Raw genomic sequence first — 19,671 nt, 5'->3', positions numbered from 1 at the left:
TAACAGTAGATCAGGATACAAAATTTAAAGGGCAGAGTAGTGCCAATCTTTTTAAGAGGTTTTCAACACTAAAATTAATTTACAAATGAATTGCATAAAAATATATAATATAAGAATAAAACTCTGAAATATATGTACTATTTAATTTGATTTTATTGTATCAAGATTTTATAAATAGAGATTATGTTGATCAAATTGATTTTTATAATAGTGACTGCATCGATTATAAATGATGCAGCCACATTATATATTAACAAATTATTAATGTGAGTAATAAAGAAGTTAATTTATATTATCTTAATTTCCAAGCGATGTCATTCCAAAGAATTTGATTCTTGAAATCACGAATCTTAGTATCTGCATCAATGATTAAAGTTTCCATTCCAACCATTTCAGCATAATCTAATAATTGTTCAGTTGTTACTTCAAGTGAGAAGCTTGTATGGTGAGCGCCACCAGCAAGTATCCATGCTTCAGCAGATTCCTTTAATGAAGAAAGTGGTTTCCAAAGTACTCTAGCTACTGGAAGCTTAGGTAATGGTTTTGTTATTTCTACAGCTTCAACTTCATTGATTAATAATCTGAAACGGTTACCCATATCAAGTACAGTAGCGCATAGACCTGCACCAGCAGCTCCATTAAATACTACTCTAGCTGGATCTTCTCTGTCACCGATTCCTAGTGGATGTACTTCTACTCTTGGTTTAGTAGCTGCAATTGTTGGATCAACTTCTAACATATGAGCTCCTAGGATTAATTCATTACCTTGTTCTAAGTGGTAAGTGTAATCTTCCATGAAAGCAGTACCTTTGTTTTCAGCCATTATCTTCATGATACGAACTAGAGCAGCTGTTTTCCAGTCACCTTCGCCACCGAAACCATAGCCTTTAGCCATTAAGTGTTGAACTGCAAGACCAGGAAGTTGTTTCATTCCGTGTAGTTCTTGGAAGTTATCAGTGAAAGCAGTGAAACCACCTTCTACTAAGAATGCTTCAAGAGCTATTTCAATCTTAGCTTGTTCTCTAACTGCATCTCTCTTTGGACCAGGAGCAAGTAGATCTTCAGCAAAATCATATTCTGCTTCATATTCTGCCATTAAAGCATCGATTTGTTCTTCTGTTACTTTTTCCATTTCTTCAACTAGATCGCCTATTCCATAAGCATGAACTTCCCAACCAAACTTGATTTGAGCTTCAACCTTGTCACCTTCAGTAACGGCAACATTTCTCATGTTATCGCCGAAACGAGCAACCTTTAAATTTCTTCCTTCTATGAAAGCAACAGCTACTCTTGACCAGCTAACAATCTTAGTTATAACATCTTCATCTTGCCAATGTCCAACAACAATTTTTCTCTTTACTTGCATTCTTGCGCCTATGAAGCCATATTCTCTATCTCCATGAGCAGATTGGTTAGTGTTCATGAAGTCCATGTCCATAGTATCCCATGGAATTTCACGGTTGTATTGAGTATGAAGGTGAAGAAGTGGTTTATTTAATTGTTGTAAACCAGATATCCACATTTTAGCTGGTGAAAAAGTATGCATCCAAGTTATTATACCAGCACAGTTCTCTGTTGCATTTGCTTCTAAGCATAGCTTGGCTATTGAATCTGAACCAGTTAATATTGTTTTAAAAAATATTTTATGTTGTGATCCTAATTTTTCATTTAAGCTTTCAGCTATTTCTCTTGAATGAGCTTCAACTTCCTTAAGAGTTTCCTCTCCATATAAATGTTGACTACCTGTTACGAACCAAAATTCATAAGGTTTTGTTTTAAGCATATTAAATCCTCCCTTTTAGTTATGTTATATTTTGAGTATAAACGTACAACTTTATAATGTAAAGTATAATTTGTACGTACCAATGAGTATATTGTAAACCTTTTTATTCTATATTTCAATACATTTTTAAAAAAATAAATCTAGCTTTTTTTAGAGTTTTAAGCTTATTAGGCATTGACATAAGTAAATAATGTTATAAAATAGACTTATAGGACATACGTACAAATAATTCGAGGAGATAATGACTATATGCGTGAAGAAACAAAAGTACCAAAGTACATGCAGATAGCGTCCTTTTTTAAGAAAGAAATGGAAGAAGGAAGAATTGCCTACGGCGATCAGTTACTTACTGAAAATGAAATCGTTGATAAGTTTTCTGTTAGTAGACATACGGTAAGGCAGGCTTTTATGGAATTAGAAAACAATGGCTACATAAAAAGGGAACAAGGCAAAGGAACCTTCTGTAGCTACAGTGAGAAAAATAAGTCAAATGAACAGAAGACAATAGCTGTTTTAACCACTTATATATCAAACTATATTTTTCCTTCAATAATATCTGGAATAGAAGAGGTTCTAAGTTCTGCTGGTTACAATTTACTTCTCTACAATACTAATAATGAGAAGCAAAAAGAAAAAGAGTGTTTGGAAAAAATAATTGAAAATGGAGTTTCTGGACTTATTGTTGAACCAACTATGAGTGCTGTAGATAACATCAATGTAGATTATTATAGAGAATTAGAAAAAAGAAATATTCCTTATATAATGATTAATAGTAAATATAAAGAGCTTAATGGTCCATTTATAGGTATGGATGATGAAGAAGGAGCATATATATTAACAAGGTATTTGCTTCAAATCGGACATAAGAACATCGCTGGTATATTTAAAAGCGATGACCTTCAAGGGCTTAATAGAGAGCAAGGGTATGTAAAAGCTTTAAAAGAAAATAACATATCAATTACAAATCATAATATAGGTAAATATAATACTAAGGAAAAAGAATATTTTCCGCAGGAGTTTACAAATGGACTACTTAGAAGAAAAGATAGACCAACAGCAATTCTCTGCTATAATGATCAAATTGCAGTACAAGCACTTCAAGCAATTAGAGAAGAGGGACTCAGAGTTCCAGAAGATATAGCTCTAGTTGGCTATGATGATTCTTATATAGCAACAGCTACAGAAGTTAAGCTCACAACAATTAGACATCCAAAGGAAGACTTAGGCAGAAAAGCTGCAAGAATGTTGATGGATACAATTGAAGGAAAAGCTAACCATGGGTCCTATATATATAAGCCAGAGCTTATAGTAAGAGCATCAACTACAGGTTTTTAGAAGTAATAAAATAGAGTTAGCTAGCCTCAATAGGCTAAGCTAATTATATTTTGCATATATTTTTTAAATTCATTTGTACGTACAATGAATAATATTTGTATGAATAATGGGAGGCTGAAGCTTTCCAAAAAGTGTAGATAAAAGATTATTGAATATTATTATAACAGCATTAAAAATTAATTGAAGCGTAGCTTTTGTAGAAAACTAAATTATTCTAAATTGCAAGTGAGTACATTTGAATACGTTAATGCTTAACATGTTAATATAAATAGCTGTAATGGTTTAACACACTATTGATACCTAGCTATAACCATGACCTCTATTTATAAATTATAGATAATCTAATTTAATTTATCTTAAGGAGGTAAAGATGTTAGAAGAATTAAAAAAACAAGTACTAGAGGCCAATCTACTTCTTCCTAAGTATAATCTTGTGAAATTTACATGGGGAAATGTAAGTGGAATTGACAGAGAGAAAAACTTAGTAGTAATAAAGCCAAGTGGAGTTCCATATGAAGAACTGACCATTGAAAAATTAGTGGTTGTTGATTTTGATGGAAATATAGTAGAAGGAGATTACAGACCTTCTTCAGATACAGCTACACATATTGAGCTTTATAAAAAATACAAGGATATGGGTGGTATAGTTCATACACATTCAACTTGGGCTACTATATGGGCACAAGCATGTATGGAAATGCCAGCTCTTGGAACAACTCATGCAGATCATTTCTATGGCAACATTCCTTGCACAAGGAAACTTACGCAAGAAGAAATAGAAGGCGATTATGAAAAGAACACTGGTAAGGTAATAATCGAAACTTTAGGAGATGGCGAAGTAATGGCTGTTCCTGGAATACTTGTAAGCTGCCATGCACCATTTACTTGGGGTAAAAATCCTAGGGATGCAGTTGTAAATTCCGTAGTTCTTGAAGAAACTTGTAACATGGCTTATCACACTGTTACTTTAAATAAAGGAATAGAAAGCTTGGATCAGTATTTGTTAGACAAGCATTATTATAGAAAACATGGTAAGAATGCTTACTATGGCCAAAAATAACGTTTTCTTAGCCAAATTTGTAAATTTGTAAAGTTAAAAATTCAATTTTGTTGTATAATAATGAGGAGGATAAATCATGAAATTATTTATAGATACTGCTAATGTTGATGAAATTAAAGAAGCTAATGAAATGGGAGTTATTTGTGGTGTAACTACTAACCCAAGCTTAATTGCAAAGGAAGGTAGAGACTTTAATGAAGTTATAAAAGAAATAACTTCAATAGTTGATGGACCAATAAGTGGTGAAGTTATAAGTCTTGAAAAAGATGGTATGGTTAAAGAAGGTAGAGAAATAGCTAAAATCCATCCAAATATGATAGTTAAAATACCTATGACTGCAGAAGGATTAAAGGCTACAAAGGTGTTATCTAGTGAAGGAATAAAGACAAATGTAACTTTAATATTTACTCCAGGTCAAGCGCTACTAGCTGCTAGAGCAGGAGCTACTTATGTAAGTCCATTCTTAGGAAGACTAGATGATATAACTACAAATCCAATGGAGTTAATTGAATCTATAACAACTATATTTAATGTGCATAATATAAAGACAGAAATAATTGCTGCAAGCATAAGAAATCCTACACACATAATTGATTCTGCAAAGGCAGGAGCACATATAGCTACAGTACCTTTCAATGTTATAGCTCAAATGGTTAAACATCCATTAACAGATAGCGGTATAGAGAAATTCATGAAAGACTGGAAAGCTATATTTGGCTAAAAACGGAGGAGATATAATGAGTAAAAATATTGACAAGTTAACCGTAGACTCAATAAGACTACTTTCAGCTGAAGCTGTACAAAAAGCTAATTCTGGACACCCAGGTTTACCAATGGGAGCTGCTCCAATGGCTTATGCGATCTTTGACAAGGTTCTAAAGCATAGTCCTAAGAACCCTAAGTGGTTTGATAGAGACAGATTTGTATTATCAGCTGGTCATGGATCAATGCTTTTATACTCACTATTGCATTTATATGGATATGGTCTTACAGTAGATGACTTAAAGAACTTTAGACAAAAAGATAGTAAGACTCCAGGGCATCCTGAGTATGGTCATACAGTAGGTGTTGAGATAACCACTGGACCTTTAGGGCAAGGTCAAGCAAATGCTGTTGGTATGGCTATGGCTGAAAGCTATCTTGCTAAGAAGTTCAACAAACCTGGTTTTGAAATAGTTAATCATTATACTTACGCAATATCAGGAGATGGAGACATGATGGAAGGTATAACTTCTGAAGGTGCTTCACTTGCTGGTACATTAGGCTTAGGAAAGCTAATAGTATTATATGATTCAAATAACATCTCTATAGAAGGAGATACTAGCATAGCATTTAGAGAAGATGTAGGCGCTAGATATACTGCTTATGGATGGCAAGTATTAACTGTAGAAGATGGTAATGATGTTGATGCTATAACAAAAGCTTTAGAAGAAGCTAAGAAGGAAACTGAAAAGCCATCCTTAGTTATAGTTAAGACTGTAATAGGATATGGGTCACCAAAAGCAGGTACTTCTTCAGTGCATGGAGAACCTCTAGGTGCTGAAAATATAAAGAAGGCTAAGGAATTCCTAGGCTGGAGCTACGAAGAAGAATTCCATGTTCCACAAGAAGTTAGAGATCACTTATGTGAAACAATAGCTAAGGGAGCTAAAGCTGAAGAACAATGGAACAAACTTTTTGAAGATTACAAAAAAGAATACCCAGAACTAGCTAGTGAATGGGAGCTTTGGAACAGTGGAGAAGTAAAGGCTGATTTACTTTCAAATGAAGAGTACTGGCAATTTGAAGGTAAGCTTGCTACAAGAGTTTCATCTGAAAAAGTTATAAATAGACTTATGGATTTGGTACCTAACTTAATAGGAGGCTCTGCAGATCTTGCTCCTTCAACTAAGACTTATATGAAGGGTAAGGGAGATTTCTCTAAGGAAGATAGAAGTGGTAGAAATCTTCATTTCGGAGTAAGAGAGCATGGTATGGCAGCTATAGCTAATGGTATTGCTGTTCATGGAGGACTTGTACCTTACGTTTCAACTTTCTTCGTATTTAGTGATTACATGAAGGCTTCAATGAGATTATCTGCTCTTATGAAGATTCCAGTTGTTTACGTACTAACTCATGATAGTATCGGAGTAGGTGAAGATGGACCAACTCATGAACCAATAGAGCAGTTAGCAGCACTTAGAAGTATACCAAATATGCATGTATTTAGACCAGCAGATTCAAAGGAAACTGCTGCTGCTTGGTTACATGCTTTAAAGAGAACAGATGGGCCTACTTCAATAGTACTATCAAGACAAAATCTTCCTTTATACAATGAAAGTTCAACAGAAGCTTTAAAGGGAGCATATATATTGAAGGATAGTGAAAAAGAAGTTCCAGATATGCTGCTTATGGCAACTGGTTCAGAAGTAGAACTAATATATGAAGCTCAAGCAAAACTTAAGGAAGAAGGTATTGACGCAAGAGTAATTTCAATACCATCACTTGAAGTATTTGAAGCTCAAGGTGAAGCATATAAAGAAAAATTAATGCCGAAGTCAGTTAGAAAGAGAATTGCAGTGGAAGCAGCTTCATCCTTTGGATGGCATAAATATACTGGTTTAGACGGTAAAGTTATTTCTATAGATACTTTCGGAGCATCTGCACCTGGAGATATACTATTTAAAGAATTTGGCTTTACAGTTGACAACGTAGTAAAGACTGCTAAAGAGCTTTAAGAAGAGGTGGGAAGATGGGATACAGCTTTAAGACTATAGGCTCCTACGAAGGTAAGGATTTAATAGAATATACCATAGAAAATAAAAATAAAGTAAGAGTTTCAGTGCTAAACTTAGGTGGAACAATTACTGGAATTTTTACTCCAGACAAAAATGGTGAGTTTAAAAATATTGTTCTAGGTTATGAAAATATTGATGACTACTTTGATAATGAAGCATATTATGGAGCAGTAATAGGCCGTTTTGCAGGTAGAATTTATACTGGTAAGATTGAAATAGATGGTAAGAATTATGAGCTTGAAACAAACCATCTAGGTGTAAATAACCTACATGGCGGAAGCTACGGTTATCATACAAAGCTATGGAACGTATGTGGTTTTGAAGATAAGGATCAAGTTGGTCTTGTGTTAGAATATACTTCCGTAGATGGAGAAGCTGGCTTCCCTGGTGAAGTAAAGTTAATTGTTAAATACTTCTTAAATGATGAAAATGAGTTTTTCTTTACTATAGAAGGTGAAACTGACAAGGCTACTGTGCTTAATATCACAAACCACAGCTATTTTAACCTTAGTGGAAATGCTGAAAGAAATGCATTAAAGCACAAACTTAAGATAGAAGCTAGCAATTACCTAGAACTATCTGAAGACTTTGGGGCTACTGGTAAAGAGATAGAAGTAGCAGGTACACCTTTCGATTTTAGAGTTGAAAAGGAAATAGGAAAAGAAGTAATAGCAGATGATTATCAAATTAAAGCTGGTGGTGGATATGATCACCCATTCAAGTTTGATAATGAAATAGGCCTTGCAGAATTAAAGGATGAAGAGTCAGGCCGTGCTATGACAGTAACTACAAACAATCCGTATGTGGTTATATATACCACAAACTATCCTGTTGACAGAAAGCTTTACAATGGTAACTTGCCAGAGAAGAGAATGGCTGTTTGTTTAGAAACTCAAAATGCTCCAATAGGTTTTGATGGCTGCAACAAAGAGCAATCCTTATTAAATCCTGGCGAAAAATATAGTCGTTGGACTAAGTATAAGTTCTACACTGTATAATATCTAATAACTCAGCATAGTGTCTGATTTATTATTAACTAATCCTCAATATTGCCCCCATTAAAGCGTTTTGCTTTAATCCATATAAATATAGAAGCCTACAGAGTTTTGCGATTTCTCTGTAGGCTTCTTATTCTCTAATGTTCTGGAAGATGCCTTACTGGCATGCTTGTGTTTTCATTTTTCTCTGCATTTACTGGATTAGCTGCAGATTTATTATTTTTATTTCTATAATAAGATTTTTCACCGGTTCTATTATTTTTTCCTAGTTTTTGTGTCATAATAATATACCCTATGTAAAACTTATAAAACTCTATAAAGAGTTATTGTTTACATCCTTTCCTTTAAAATCTTTATATTATTACAAACGTTCTTCTGGTTCTTTGATTGTTGGCTTTTTTGAATCTTTATTCCAAACTATTTTCACTGGCTCTGGGTTAAAATCTTTATCTTTTGAGTGGTGTTCTTTTTTGAATGCATCCAAATCTCTTGATTTTCTCATTTCCTAAAACACCTCCATTACTTTAAATATAGCATCTAAGTTCCTTAGAAATTAATGAGACTTAATAAAATCTATCTTTGAGGTAATCCACGTACAGGTTCTCTCATATCTTTATCTCCATTTGTATCTACTGGATTAGGTTCTGAATTTTTATATTTGTTTAGATATGCTTTTTTATCACCTAACTTATTTTTATCATTTATCTTTCCCATATTAAAATCACCTCCTTTTTTATTCTTTGATTATTTGCTTAAAGTATGCCTGTTAAGATATTGCAAAGAAGATAAGCTATTTATGTTATTAGGGAAAAGTTGTTAAAATATAAGAAAAAGCTATTTGGAGGTTTTTGTCATATTAATATCAAAAGAGAAAAATATATATTAAAATAATATAATGATAACAATTTCATGTGACAAAATAGTACCTGATTTGACACTATTAGCACATGTGTATATAATGGGGATATATTACAAATTGGAGGTATTTATGGAAAACTCATACTTTATTAAAATCAATAAAAAAAGATGGAGAATAAGATCAATAGGTTTAATATTTTTTATATTAATTATAGCACTGTTAATTGCTTCTGCTGTTTTTGAATATAAAGATTATTCTAATAAAGCAATAGTAATAAAAACTGCTGAAGATTATAATATTGCTTCTGCAACAAAAAAATATGTAAAAATAGATTCTAATGATGTTTATGATATGAATACAGTTATAAAGGTTACTAGAAGTAGATTTGGTATAAAAACTAGCGAAAGTGTTAGTGAACATATTATAGCAGTCAATGTAAGCAATAAACTTTTATGTATAAGTATATCTAATGATGAATATGATAAGTTAGCTAAGAAGGAAAGCGGTGTCTATAGCTTTCATGGAAAGCTAGAAAATTTTAAAGAAAATGAATACAGCTTTATGAAAGATCAATTAATTAAGGAAGGCGTTTCAGCTAGTAAAGCAGAAGACGCAATATATGGAGCATATCTTAAGGATGCTACACCTTTGGAAGAGGTGACGGCTCCAATTATAGGAGTTGCAATTCTAGTATTTGCTTTATGTGTTATTTATATTCCAGTAGTAGTAAAAAATAAGAAAGCAATGAAAAGTATGAAGGTTTATGCAAATGGCAATTTAGATCAGCTACTTAAAGAGGTGGATGAAGAAGTTAAGGAACCTAATGTTTATAAAAACGGACCTGTAACAATTACAAAAAATTATATAATTGTAGATAGTCAGCAGATTGTCTTTGCTATGCCTATTAAAGAGCTTATGTGGACCTATAAAAAGACAATTCAAAATAAAGTCTACGGATTTATTCCAGCAGGGAAAAATAACTTTATAAACTTTGTATTTTCTGACGGAGAAGCCTATAGCGTTTCTGTTACTAGAAAGGCTAAAAGAATAGATGAAATATTGAACTTTATAGCACAACTTAATTTAGGAACCTTTGTTGGGTACACTAATGATATGAATAAGATGTATAAGAAAAACAAGTCGGATTTTATTTATCAATGGAAGAAGTATGTTGAAGAGCTAAGAGAAAAGCAAGAAGTTAATTAGAAGTATTATAAATAAATATTTATTAAAGTTTAATACTAAGGATGTGTATTCTAATTTTATTAATTGGAATATGCATCTTTTTATATATAAGAAATCTATATTCTTTTAGTTTATTTATGATTTTAATATGAAGGAGATGTTATTATGAGATATGTTATTGTATCTGTAATTAAGGGTGAGGCAGGGGCATTTAATAATAATTTAAGAAGGGAATTGTACAGTAAGTTCAAATCTAAGTCTTCAAAACTACCTGCTCATTTTACCATTAAGGCACCTTTTGAATATGAAGGTAGTATTTCTGAGCTTGAGGAGAAGCTTGATGATTTTTGTAAGGCGCAAAGAGTAACTCCACTTAAAATTGATGGATTTGATCACTTCGATAACAGAGTAGTTTATATGAGTATGAAGCTAACTGAGGAAGGTAAGGAAGTTCATGATAAAATAATAGATATCTTAGACTCCTTCAACTACATAACTTTTAAAGAAAATGAAGGTAAAGAGAAGGCATTCCATATAACTGTTGCGTCTAAGAATATAAAGCCTATCTATCAGTATATCTGGGAACATGTATCAAAAATTCCCTGTGAGTTTAGGAGTTCCTTTGACAATGTTTGCATTTATAAGTGGGAAAATAATACTTGGGTATTGCATAAGGAATACAGTTTTAATAATAGCAGCATAAAAGCAAAGGAAAATGCTGATGATTATGTATTAATGTAATTTACTATTAAGCTACCATATTGAAATTAAGTGTTTGCTAAGCTTAACTCAATTAAGGGTATTATGCTTGAAATAGTGTTTGTTAGGTTATGAATATAGTCAAATTCGATCTAAAATACAATGCTAAAGTTCTCTGACTTCTGAGAAGAGTTCAAAATATAAATTTAAAATATATAGGAGTGTATCAATGTATAGCTGTAAGTGATAGTTTAGAACCCATGAATATATTTAAGTTGCTAATAATATATTCACGGGTTCTATTTTAAAAGTTTTTATAGTTATCCAACTTCAACTATCAATTTATGTATGCTCGATAATCACCAGAAGCCGGGATTATCGAACATGTATAAATTAAGTTTTCGTAAAGGATACCTATAGTTAATAAGAACTATCAAATTTTAGTCTTCTTTTAGTTTGTTTGGAAGAGCAAAGGATAGCAAGAGACAAACCACTGAAAGAACTATCAATACTATAAATATATTTCTTATACCAGATATCTGAGAGTTTTTTATATTTGATATAGTAAATTTTAAACCTGCTTCAGCTTTAGAATACAAATTATTAGGATCTATATTTTGTACTCCTACCTTATTAAAGTAATTTATTATGCTTAAGTTAAACATACTTCCAAAGACACTTACACCAATTGTTTGGCCTAAAGTGCGGAGCAAGGTATTTGATGCAGTTGCAGCACCACGCATATTAAAATCTACAGAGCTTTGAATTATGATGGTAATAATAGTGAAGATACCTCCAAAACCAATGCCCAAAATAAAGGTATATAGCATAGACAAAATTAACGGTGAATTTATGCCTAAGGTTGCTAAAAGTATTGCGCCTATTAATAAAATAATAAAAGAGAAGATAGTCACATTTCTTTCACCATATTTAGTTAATGCCTTTCCTAATACTACAGCGGCTATAAGCCAAGAAATTGACATTGGAGCTAAGGATAAACCTGATATTGTAGCACTTTTTCCTAGTATATTCTGAATATATATTGGCATATACACATCTGAGCCTATAAGTACAGCTGATGCTAAAAAGCCTATGATATTAGTAATAGTATTTGTCTTTGTAAATATCTCAAAAGGTATAATAGGCTCTTCAGCCTTTTGTTCTACTTTATAAAATACGAAGAACGTAACAATTGCAAGTATGAAGAAAATAACAATACTTGTAGATAAGAAACTACTACTTTTTTCTGCAGCCATAATACTTAGTAATATGAATAGTATCGCTACTGAAAGAAGTATAGTACCTAAAAAATCAATTTTATGCTTTGTTTTTTCAAAAGCTTCTTTAAGATTCTTTTGAAGTAGTATAATGCAAAGTATTCCAAAGGGTAAATTTATAAAGAATATCCAGTTCCAACTTAAATAATCTATAAAAAAACCACCAAGAAAAGGGCCAACTAAGCTGGCAATTCCCCAAACTGAACTAAGCCAGCCCTGTACCTTAGCCCTTTCTGCCAAAGTAAATACATCACCTACTATAGTATAGCTTATAGTGAATATTCCTCCAGCGCCAAGTCCTTGAAGCGCTCTAAAGAATATAAGCTCGTACATGTTATGAGAAAAGCCGCATAAGAAGCTTCCAACTAAAAATATAGATATTGCTATTGAAAGCATAAGCTTTCTTCCATATAAGTCTGACAATTTACCATAAATAGGCGTTGAGATAGCTGAAGTAAGCATATAAGCAGAAAATACCCAACTTATAAGCTCAAAACCATTTAAGCTTTTTACTATTGATGGCACAGCAGTAGTTACTACTGTTCCTTCTACAGCTCCTAAAAACATTGCTACCATTAGTGCTACTATTATGCTGTTTTTTCGTGAATCCACTAAGAAACCACTCCTTCTATATAATGTCTATATCATTTTAGCACAATTTAGAGGAGAATGATTGGCTATAGATAGATTTTATTTTAATAATGTATAGGATTATAAATTCAACTATTAAGTTACTTATGCTGCAAAAATTCCTAGAGAACGTTGTTTTTTAATATGCATGACTTAAGTTTTCGTAAAGTAATCCTATAAAGAACTACCACTTCAGGCTGAAAGCTATTTTCAAAACTACTCTGGATTCTCAGTGGAGAGTTAGAAAATGAAGCTATTAGTATGAAGTGGTACATATATATTTGAAGTTTATAGTGGAATATATTAAATATTTAAGCTATTTCTTCTTAGGGAAACCAGGTATAAACTTGTTGGTTATTTTAGCATATTCAATAAATTCGCTATTATCTTTATATTTCTTCTCAAGAAGTGGTACTCCAGAAACAAATAACAAAAGTAAAGTCATAATTGTAGGACTTATGATGATTAATAGATTTAACTTACTTGATAGGGCTATTAATAAAATTCCCCACCACATGGTTGCCTCTCCAAAGTAGTTTGGGTGTCTTGTATATTTCCAAAGACCATACTTCATTATTTTCCCTTTGTTCTTTGGATCTAATTTGAACTTTCTAAGTTGATGATCACCTATTGCTTCGAATAAAAAGCCAATAATCCAAACAGTTAAACCTAAATAATCTAGTAGTTTCAAATCTGTATTTACATTATAGTTAACTATTAATATAGGCTGAGCTATTATATAGAGAAGTACCCCTTGTAATACATAGACATTTAAAAAGGCCTTTAGTCTTGGAAGGGTAGTGCCCCATCTTTTTCTCATATTCACATATCTATAGTCTTCACCTTTTCCTATATTTCTTTTACCTATATATAAGGAAAGTCTAACTCCCCATATTGTGATGATGCAGGTTAGCAAAGTGCTTCTTATTGACATATCGCTTTTAATAAAGTAAGTGGACATAGCTACTATAACAAAACCAAGCCCCCAGGCTATGTCAACTATTGAGTTATTGTTTACAATTTGTCCTATAATAAAGAATATGACAAAATAACATAGTAATATTAACGCGCTGAATATATATATTGAATCCATATTATCCTCCTTTATCAGTTATTGAAATTTTTATTTGGTTATAAATGCTATTGCTACAGACCCTCGTCCTGCACTCATAGCAACTACTGTAGATACTGGCATTATAAACAGTGGCTCTTTTCCTATTAAGGTCTTTAGGTTTTCTTTTAGTTCAAGTGCTTTATCCATAGCATCTCCATGGACAATAACATAGTCTTCAATTTTACTTTTTGAAAGTTGCTCTTTTATTAGGGCTAATAGCTTTTTCTTGCTTCCCTTAGAGCTGAAGGACTTTCCAAAAGCTATGCCTTTTCCACTATTATCAAGTGACACAATTGGCTTTATATTAACTAATTTGCTTAGCCATCCAGCTAAAGGCTTCACCCTTCCTCCTCTTACCATGTATTTGAGGGTATTCACATTTACGTATATCTTAGTTTTGGTAATACATGAATTTATAGTCTCTAGAACTTGTTCATGGGATTTATTTGCTGCGATCTCTTTTGCTGCTTTTACAACTAACAAGCCTTGAGCGCCTGAGTTAAGCCTGGAGTTTATTACAGATATTTTTTTACCTTGCTTACTTAAAGCCTCTGCAGCCTTATTTACTACATTAAAAGTTCCGCTAAGCTCTTTTGATACCATTATGGCTATTATTGAATCATAGTGGGTGGAAAGAAAGGAAAAAGTGGCTTCTACATTTTTAATTGAAGGTTGAGAAGAAGTAGGGTATTCCTTTAAGCTTTTTTCAATTTCAAAAAAACTGTCTGAATCGATGGTTAACCGATCTAAATAAATGCTATCCTCAAGTAAAATACTTATAGGAATAACAGTTATCTGATATTTATCAATTAAAGTTTTCGGAATATCAGCTATAGAATCAGTGACTAAAGCTATATTATATTTTTTGTTAGCTACAATATCATTTTGTTTTTGCATATCATCTATTTTTTGTTCTAATATCTTTCCATATTGTCTTAGTTTAAGAAAAAGCTCTGTAGGATTATTTGTATGAATATGAATCTTAACTTTATTAGAGTTACCTGCAACTATAAGTGAATCCCCAAAGGAGATCAAAGCGTTTTTTATAGAATTCATATCTACAACTGACGGTTCTAATATAGCCTCTGTGCAATACCTATGCTTTATATCCTGAAGCTTATGATCACTATCTAAACACTCCTCTGTAGCAGTGACTTCCTCTTTAGTAATTTCATAATCTAGCATTTCTTCATTTACTATATAGTTAGAAAAACCTTCAATAAAGTGAAGGAAGCCTTTAGCACCAGAATCCACTAAAGAGGTACCTTTAAGTGCAAAAAGTTCACTATTGGTATTGGTTAATGCAGTCTTTGCTATTTGCAATGATTGATACAACATATCTTCAAGGCTGGTATATAACTCTTGTGTTTCTTTTAATGCTATGGACCAGGATTTCATAACTGATAATATAGTTCCTTCTACAGGCTCCATAACTGAGTTGTAAGCATATATTACAGCAGAGTTAGCACATTGTGATAATGTATTAGAAGATAAAAAATCAGCATTTCCTATAGAATCTGCCATACCACATATATATTGAGCAAAAATTGAACCCGAATTTCCTCTTGCACCACCTATAGCCGCATCAGCAAGTGATTTTAAGGTTTCAGAGGCAGAAACTGATGGAGTAGAGTACCTAATTATATAATCTAGTGTATTTTTTAAGTTGGTTCCCGTATCACCATCAGCAACAGGAAACACATTAATTTTATTTAAATTATCTTTTTCTTTTGATACTTCATTTGCACCTGCTAAGAAGGCGAAATAAAGCTTGTTTCCATCTATAATATTAGAGTCCATATTATTTCTCCTGATTAAATTGCTTTTATAATTGATAAAGGAGATACCAGCAATTTATTGATTTCTATATTTTTGTTTAATGTATAACTAAGTCAACTAAGTATGGTGATTGCTGATATCGTCCTTTAGTAAATTTAGAAAAATCCACTTTAATAGTATAGTTTAAAGGCCTATTGCAAGATTTTCCTTTGATGTATCCATGGTGATTTTTCCGTCTTTTATTTCGATGATTCTATCTGCTTTTTCAGCTATTCTGTTATCGTGAGTAATGACTATAAAAGTGGTTTTCATCTTTTCATTTATATCTCTTAAAAGTTTATAAATATTTTCTGTAGATTCCGAGTCTAAGTTACCAGTTGGTTCGTCTGCTAAAACTATCTTTGGATTGTTGATTAAAGCTCTTGCGATAGCAGTTCTTTGCTGTTGACCACCGGACATATTAGTGGCCAAATTATTTTTTACCTTGCTTAGTCCAACTAAGTCTAAAAGCTCATCAGCTCTTTTGATTATTTCTTTAGAGGGTTTAGAATTGCCTATCATATAAGGCATAAGCACATTTTCTAATGCTGTAAATTCAGGTAGTAGGTAATGGAACTGGAATATGAAACCTATAGTCTTATTGCGAAGTTCTGCAAGCTGATTTTTCTTCATCTTATCAGTTCTAATTCCATTTATATAGATTTCACCACTTGATGGTTTATCTAAAGTCCCCATTATATTTAATAAAGTACTCTTACCACTACCAGAAGCACCAATTATGGAATTAAAGGTACCTTCTTCAAAGGATAAACTTATATCATTTAAAACCTGAGTTTTTATTACTGAACCATATACTTTATCAATATTTTTTAATTCTATTACATTATGCATTTCTAATCACCTCTATTGGATTTAATTTTGATGAACCTCTAGCTGGAATTAGTGCAGCTATTGTAGATGCTAACAGTGCTACAAAGGCTGATAAACCTATGAATTTATAGTTTATATAAAGTTCAATTAGAGGGCTACCATCTGGATTCTTCACGAAAGTTGAGAAAGAGAAACTAAGTCCAAGTCCTAAAGCTACTCCAATTACTGTTCCCATGATTCCAAGTAAGAAACCTTCAAACAAGAAGATCAAGCTAGACTGTCTATCCTTAATTCCCATAGCCTTAAGAATTCCTATTTGTTTAGATTTTTGTACAACTGTAACCATCAGTACACTAGCTATACCTAAAACTACTGATATCATTACAAATACTTGAATCATGTAACTTGAAGCGCTTTGACCATTTAGTCCACTAAGCAAGGAAGCATTTTGAGCCTTCCAGTTATCTACTTTAACAGCGTTACTATTAATATTTGTAGAAACCTTTGAAGCAATTTCATCAGCTTTAAATACGTCAGTTACTTGCATTTCTATTCCAGTTATCTTGTCGCCAGTTGCGAAAAGTTCTTTCACTGTATCAAAATCAGTTACTAGCCAAGATTTGTTAATAGTAGCAACCTTTAAATCATAAAATCCAGTTACAGTTAAACTTTGAATTTTACCAGAGTTTGTTATTATATCAACTTTGTCATTTAATTTTAAGTTTAATTCCTCTTTTAAGTCTTTTCCCATAAGGGTTTCAAACTTACTTTCAGGTTCCTTTCCTTCATATATGCTACTTTTTAAATTATAGATTTTATCAGAATCATTTATATTCATACCTCTTAGTAGTACAGAATAAGTTTTGCTGTCATTTTTTATTAGGGCAGGTCCATCTGAAACCATAGACACGTTTTTAATTCTTTCATCTGAGTTCTTTACTTTGTCAACTATGTCTTGGTAATTACCTATAAGTCTATCAGAAGAGGTTGAGCTTACAGTTATTTGTGAAGAGCTTCCTATTGTCTTATTAACTAAGCTTTTTTGTAACCCTTGTATTAATGAACCTATAAATATTTGAACCGATACACCAACGGCTATTCCTAATGCTATTAAAGCAGTCTGACCTTTGGTAGACTTTAAAAACCTTGCTGCAATTTTAAATGATAATTTCACCTTAAATTACCTCCATTACTATTTTTATTATATAATTTGTATTACTTGATAATAACTATTAATTAATTTATAATATAATCATATACCACAAAATGAAATAAATCAATATACAATATATAAAAATATCACAAAATGTGTTAAAATTTCTTTAAGAGGTGAAAAGTATGGATAAAACTATTTCGGTAAATATAAAAAACTTAAGAAAAAGAGATAAGCTTACTCAAAAGCAGCTTTCAGAATTATTGGGGGTAGCACAAACTACCATAGCTAATTATGAAAATGGAATTAGGGTACCAGACGCTGAGATGCTTCAAAAACTAGCAGAGGTGTTTAAAGTAAGTTTAGATTACTTGCTTGGAAGAGAGAAAAAAGAGTTTAATGCTTTAGAGGATAATAAAAGTACAATTGATGATGAATCGTTATTTGAAGATAAAGAGAAAGTATTTACGATCTACCTTAATTATTTATTAGAGGGAAACAGTAAGGCTGCTAGAGATTTAATTATTGATATATATGAAAAAGGACTTCCTATGGGCTTTATATATTTTGGTATATTTGAAAAAGCTCTAAAGGAAGTAGGCAACCTATGGGAAGCAGGGAAAATAGATATATGGCAAGAGCACTTCATATCTGAAGTAACCATGGACTCTATGAGAGAGATAAAAGCTAGAGAAAAAAGAAAGAAGCATAGAGCTTGCTCAGTAATAGGTGTAACCGCAGGACCAGAACTACACAATATTGGTCTTAAAATGGTTTTAGACATGCTAGAGATGGAAGGCTGGAACACAGTTTACCTAGGATCTAATGTACCAGTTCAAAGTTTAGTAAAGGCTGTGGCTACAGAAAAGCCTGATCTTGTAGCAATATCAGTTACTATGGAATACCATATTGATTCAGCTAAGTATATGGTAGAAGCTATAAAAGAAAACTTTAAAGAGAATCCTCCAAAGATAGTTATAGGAGGCGGAGCTTTCAAGAATAACCCTGAGTTATGGAAGAGTACTGGTGCAGATAAGTTTTCATCAAATACGGAAGATATGCTTGAGCTAATGGGAAGAAAATATGAATAAACTATTCATAAAAACACTTATACCTTTTATGATGTATTTATTTTTAGCTTTACCTTGTTTTTTGAAGGAAGAGTTTAAAAATATAAAGCATTGCCAAGCGGCAGATTCAAAAATTACCATGATAGTGTACTAGCTGCATTATTATGGTAATATTTATTTACACGGATTTTTAGTTAGAGATATAGCATTTCAGGTGGGTTACTATTTTTAAAAATATTCTGGATTCTGAGAGGATTATTTTAGAAGATAAATTTTAGTATGAATTGTTACATCTGTATTTAGTTAATGAGGTGATGAACATGGATATTAGTTCTGAAAAACAACCGAGTATATTACCTATAGATAAAGAATTAAGACTTAGAAAATTTGATTGGAATTATGATTTTGCATTGGAATGGTATAGGGATAGAGAAACAGTGGATATGGTAGATGGGAAAACCTCAAGTATTTATGACTTGGAAAAGCTGAAAAGGATGTATACATTTCTAAATAACAAAGGAGAATTGTATTTTATTGAGGTGAAGATGAAAGATCAATTCATTCCTATAGGAGATGTTACTTTTTCTGCCAAAGACATACCAATAGTAATTGGTGATAAGAGCTATAGAGGAAAGGGGATTGGGTTAAAAGTCATAAAAGCATTGATTGAAAGAGCTAGATATTTAGAGTTTACTAGCTTACAGGTCAATGAAATTTATAGCTACAACACTGCCTCTAAGAGAATGTTTGAAAAAGCTGGGTTTAAAGTTCATGAAAGAAGGGAACATGGCTTTAGTTACATATTATACTTATAAACTTAGATATACTAAAAAGAAAATGTTAAAGTATAATGCTTTATCAAGTAGTTAATAAATAGATACTTTAGACCTGATGCTGTATTCCTATATAGCAAAAAGAAAAAATAAAACTTGTTATGAAGATATAAATATATAGTGTTTATGCGGGTTTTATAGGATTATTAAAGATATTACGAAGTGGTGCATTTTTACAGGGTTCCTAACTAAACTATTAATTCTTGCATGCTATAGATAATCCTCAGAAGCTTGGATTATAGAGACGTA

Annotated in this window: 18 protein-coding genes; 9 read left to right on the top strand and 9 right to left on the bottom strand. The window is 32.0% G+C overall.

Annotated features, from left to right (window positions below):
- Positions 1-292 precede the first annotated feature (292 nt).
- Positions 293-1,783, bottom strand: coding sequence for an L-arabinose isomerase (gene araA, locus C1I91_RS17720; RefSeq protein WP_128214067.1), 1,491 nt, complete (start codon positions 1,781-1,783; stop codon positions 293-295).
- Positions 1,784-2,032: 249 nt separating this feature from the next.
- On the opposite strand from araA, the gene C1I91_RS17715 reads away from it, so the two are divergent.
- The 5 genes from C1I91_RS17715 (at position 2,033) to C1I91_RS17695 (ending at position 7,953) form a co-directional block, all read left to right on the top strand.
- Complete coding sequence (locus tag C1I91_RS17715) at positions 2,033-3,118, top strand: GntR family transcriptional regulator (RefSeq protein ID WP_128214066.1); 1,086 nt, start codon at positions 2,033-2,035, stop codon at positions 3,116-3,118.
- Positions 3,119-3,488: 370 nt separating this feature from the next.
- Entirely contained in the window at positions 3,489-4,178 is a 690-nt protein-coding gene (locus tag C1I91_RS17710) for an L-ribulose-5-phosphate 4-epimerase (RefSeq protein WP_128214065.1), read from the top strand.
- A gap of 76 nt (positions 4,179-4,254) precedes the next feature.
- Entirely contained in the window at positions 4,255-4,899 is a 645-nt protein-coding gene (gene fsa / locus C1I91_RS17705) for a fructose-6-phosphate aldolase (RefSeq protein ID WP_128214064.1), read from the top strand.
- A 16-nt stretch (positions 4,900-4,915) separates the two neighbouring features.
- Positions 4,916-6,895 (top strand): transketolase, encoded by a 1,980-nt coding sequence (gene tkt, locus C1I91_RS17700; protein WP_128214063.1) that lies wholly within the window; start codon positions 4,916-4,918, stop codon positions 6,893-6,895.
- 14 nt (positions 6,896-6,909) lie between these two features.
- A complete protein-coding gene (locus C1I91_RS17695) occupies positions 6,910-7,953 on the top strand; it encodes an aldose epimerase family protein (RefSeq protein ID WP_128214062.1) in 1,044 nt (347 codons plus the stop codon).
- A gap of 137 nt (positions 7,954-8,090) precedes the next feature.
- On the opposite strand, the gene C1I91_RS28285 is transcribed toward C1I91_RS17695, so the two are convergent.
- From C1I91_RS28285 to C1I91_RS28275, 3 genes are all read right to left on the bottom strand, one after another.
- Positions 8,091-8,234, bottom strand: a complete 144-nt coding sequence (locus C1I91_RS28285; protein ID WP_164880575.1) for a hypothetical protein — start codon at positions 8,232-8,234, stop codon at positions 8,091-8,093.
- Positions 8,235-8,314: 80 nt separating this feature from the next.
- The gene (locus C1I91_RS28280; protein WP_164880574.1) at positions 8,315-8,455 is read right to left on the bottom strand and encodes a hypothetical protein; all 141 of its coding nucleotides are present in this window, start codon (positions 8,453-8,455) and stop codon (positions 8,315-8,317) included.
- 71 nt (positions 8,456-8,526) lie between these two features.
- Positions 8,527-8,667 carry a hypothetical protein gene (locus C1I91_RS28275; RefSeq protein ID WP_164880573.1) on the bottom strand — a complete coding sequence of 47 codons (141 nt, stop codon included), beginning with the start codon at positions 8,665-8,667 and terminating at the stop codon, positions 8,527-8,529.
- 274 nt (positions 8,668-8,941) lie between these two features.
- Between C1I91_RS28275 and C1I91_RS17690 the strand changes: the two genes are divergently transcribed.
- Both C1I91_RS17690 and C1I91_RS17685 read left to right on the top strand, forming a co-directional pair.
- On the top strand, positions 8,942-10,018 hold the full coding sequence (locus tag C1I91_RS17690) for a hypothetical protein (protein ID WP_128214061.1): 1,077 nt from the start codon (positions 8,942-8,944) through the stop codon (positions 10,016-10,018).
- Positions 10,019-10,162: 144 nt separating this feature from the next.
- Positions 10,163-10,738, top strand: coding sequence for a 2'-5' RNA ligase family protein (locus C1I91_RS17685; protein WP_128214060.1), 576 nt, complete (start codon positions 10,163-10,165; stop codon positions 10,736-10,738).
- Between the two features lie 398 nt (positions 10,739-11,136).
- Here C1I91_RS17685 and C1I91_RS17680 read toward each other — a convergent pair whose 3' ends face one another.
- From C1I91_RS17680 to C1I91_RS17660, 5 genes are all read right to left on the bottom strand, one after another.
- The gene (locus tag C1I91_RS17680) at positions 11,137-12,585 is read right to left on the bottom strand and encodes an MDR family MFS transporter (RefSeq protein ID WP_128214059.1); all 1,449 of its coding nucleotides are present in this window, start codon (positions 12,583-12,585) and stop codon (positions 11,137-11,139) included.
- Positions 12,586-12,919: 334 nt separating this feature from the next.
- Entirely contained in the window at positions 12,920-13,696 is a 777-nt protein-coding gene (locus C1I91_RS17675; protein WP_128214058.1) for a DUF1295 domain-containing protein, read from the bottom strand.
- A gap of 30 nt (positions 13,697-13,726) precedes the next feature.
- Entirely contained in the window at positions 13,727-15,517 is a 1,791-nt protein-coding gene (locus tag C1I91_RS17670; protein ID WP_128214057.1) for a DegV family protein, read from the bottom strand.
- Between the two features lie 162 nt (positions 15,518-15,679).
- Positions 15,680-16,387 carry an ABC transporter ATP-binding protein gene (locus tag C1I91_RS17665; RefSeq protein WP_128214056.1) on the bottom strand — a complete coding sequence of 236 codons (708 nt, stop codon included), beginning with the start codon at positions 16,385-16,387 and terminating at the stop codon, positions 15,680-15,682.
- Positions 16,380-17,540, bottom strand: a complete 1,161-nt coding sequence (locus C1I91_RS17660; protein WP_128214055.1) for an ABC transporter permease — start codon at positions 17,538-17,540, stop codon at positions 16,380-16,382. Before C1I91_RS17660 ends, C1I91_RS17665 begins: the two co-directional genes overlap by 8 nt.
- A gap of 164 nt (positions 17,541-17,704) precedes the next feature.
- Between C1I91_RS17660 and C1I91_RS17655 the strand changes: the two genes are divergently transcribed.
- Together C1I91_RS17655 and C1I91_RS17650 are read left to right on the top strand one after the other, a co-directional pair.
- Positions 17,705-18,610, top strand: a complete 906-nt coding sequence (locus tag C1I91_RS17655; RefSeq protein WP_128214054.1) for a cobalamin-dependent protein — start codon at positions 17,705-17,707, stop codon at positions 18,608-18,610.
- A gap of 299 nt (positions 18,611-18,909) precedes the next feature.
- Positions 18,910-19,404, top strand: a complete 495-nt coding sequence (locus tag C1I91_RS17650) for a GNAT family N-acetyltransferase (protein WP_164880572.1) — start codon at positions 18,910-18,912, stop codon at positions 19,402-19,404.
- Positions 19,405-19,671 lie beyond the last annotated feature (267 nt).

The sequence above is a fragment of the Clostridium manihotivorum genome, assembly GCF_004015185.1.
Lineage (GTDB): Bacteria > Bacillota > Clostridia > Clostridiales > Clostridiaceae > Clostridium_AR > Clostridium_AR manihotivorum.
The sequence above is the reverse complement of the archived record's forward strand: the minus strand, read 5'-3'. Positions and strand labels throughout refer to the sequence as shown.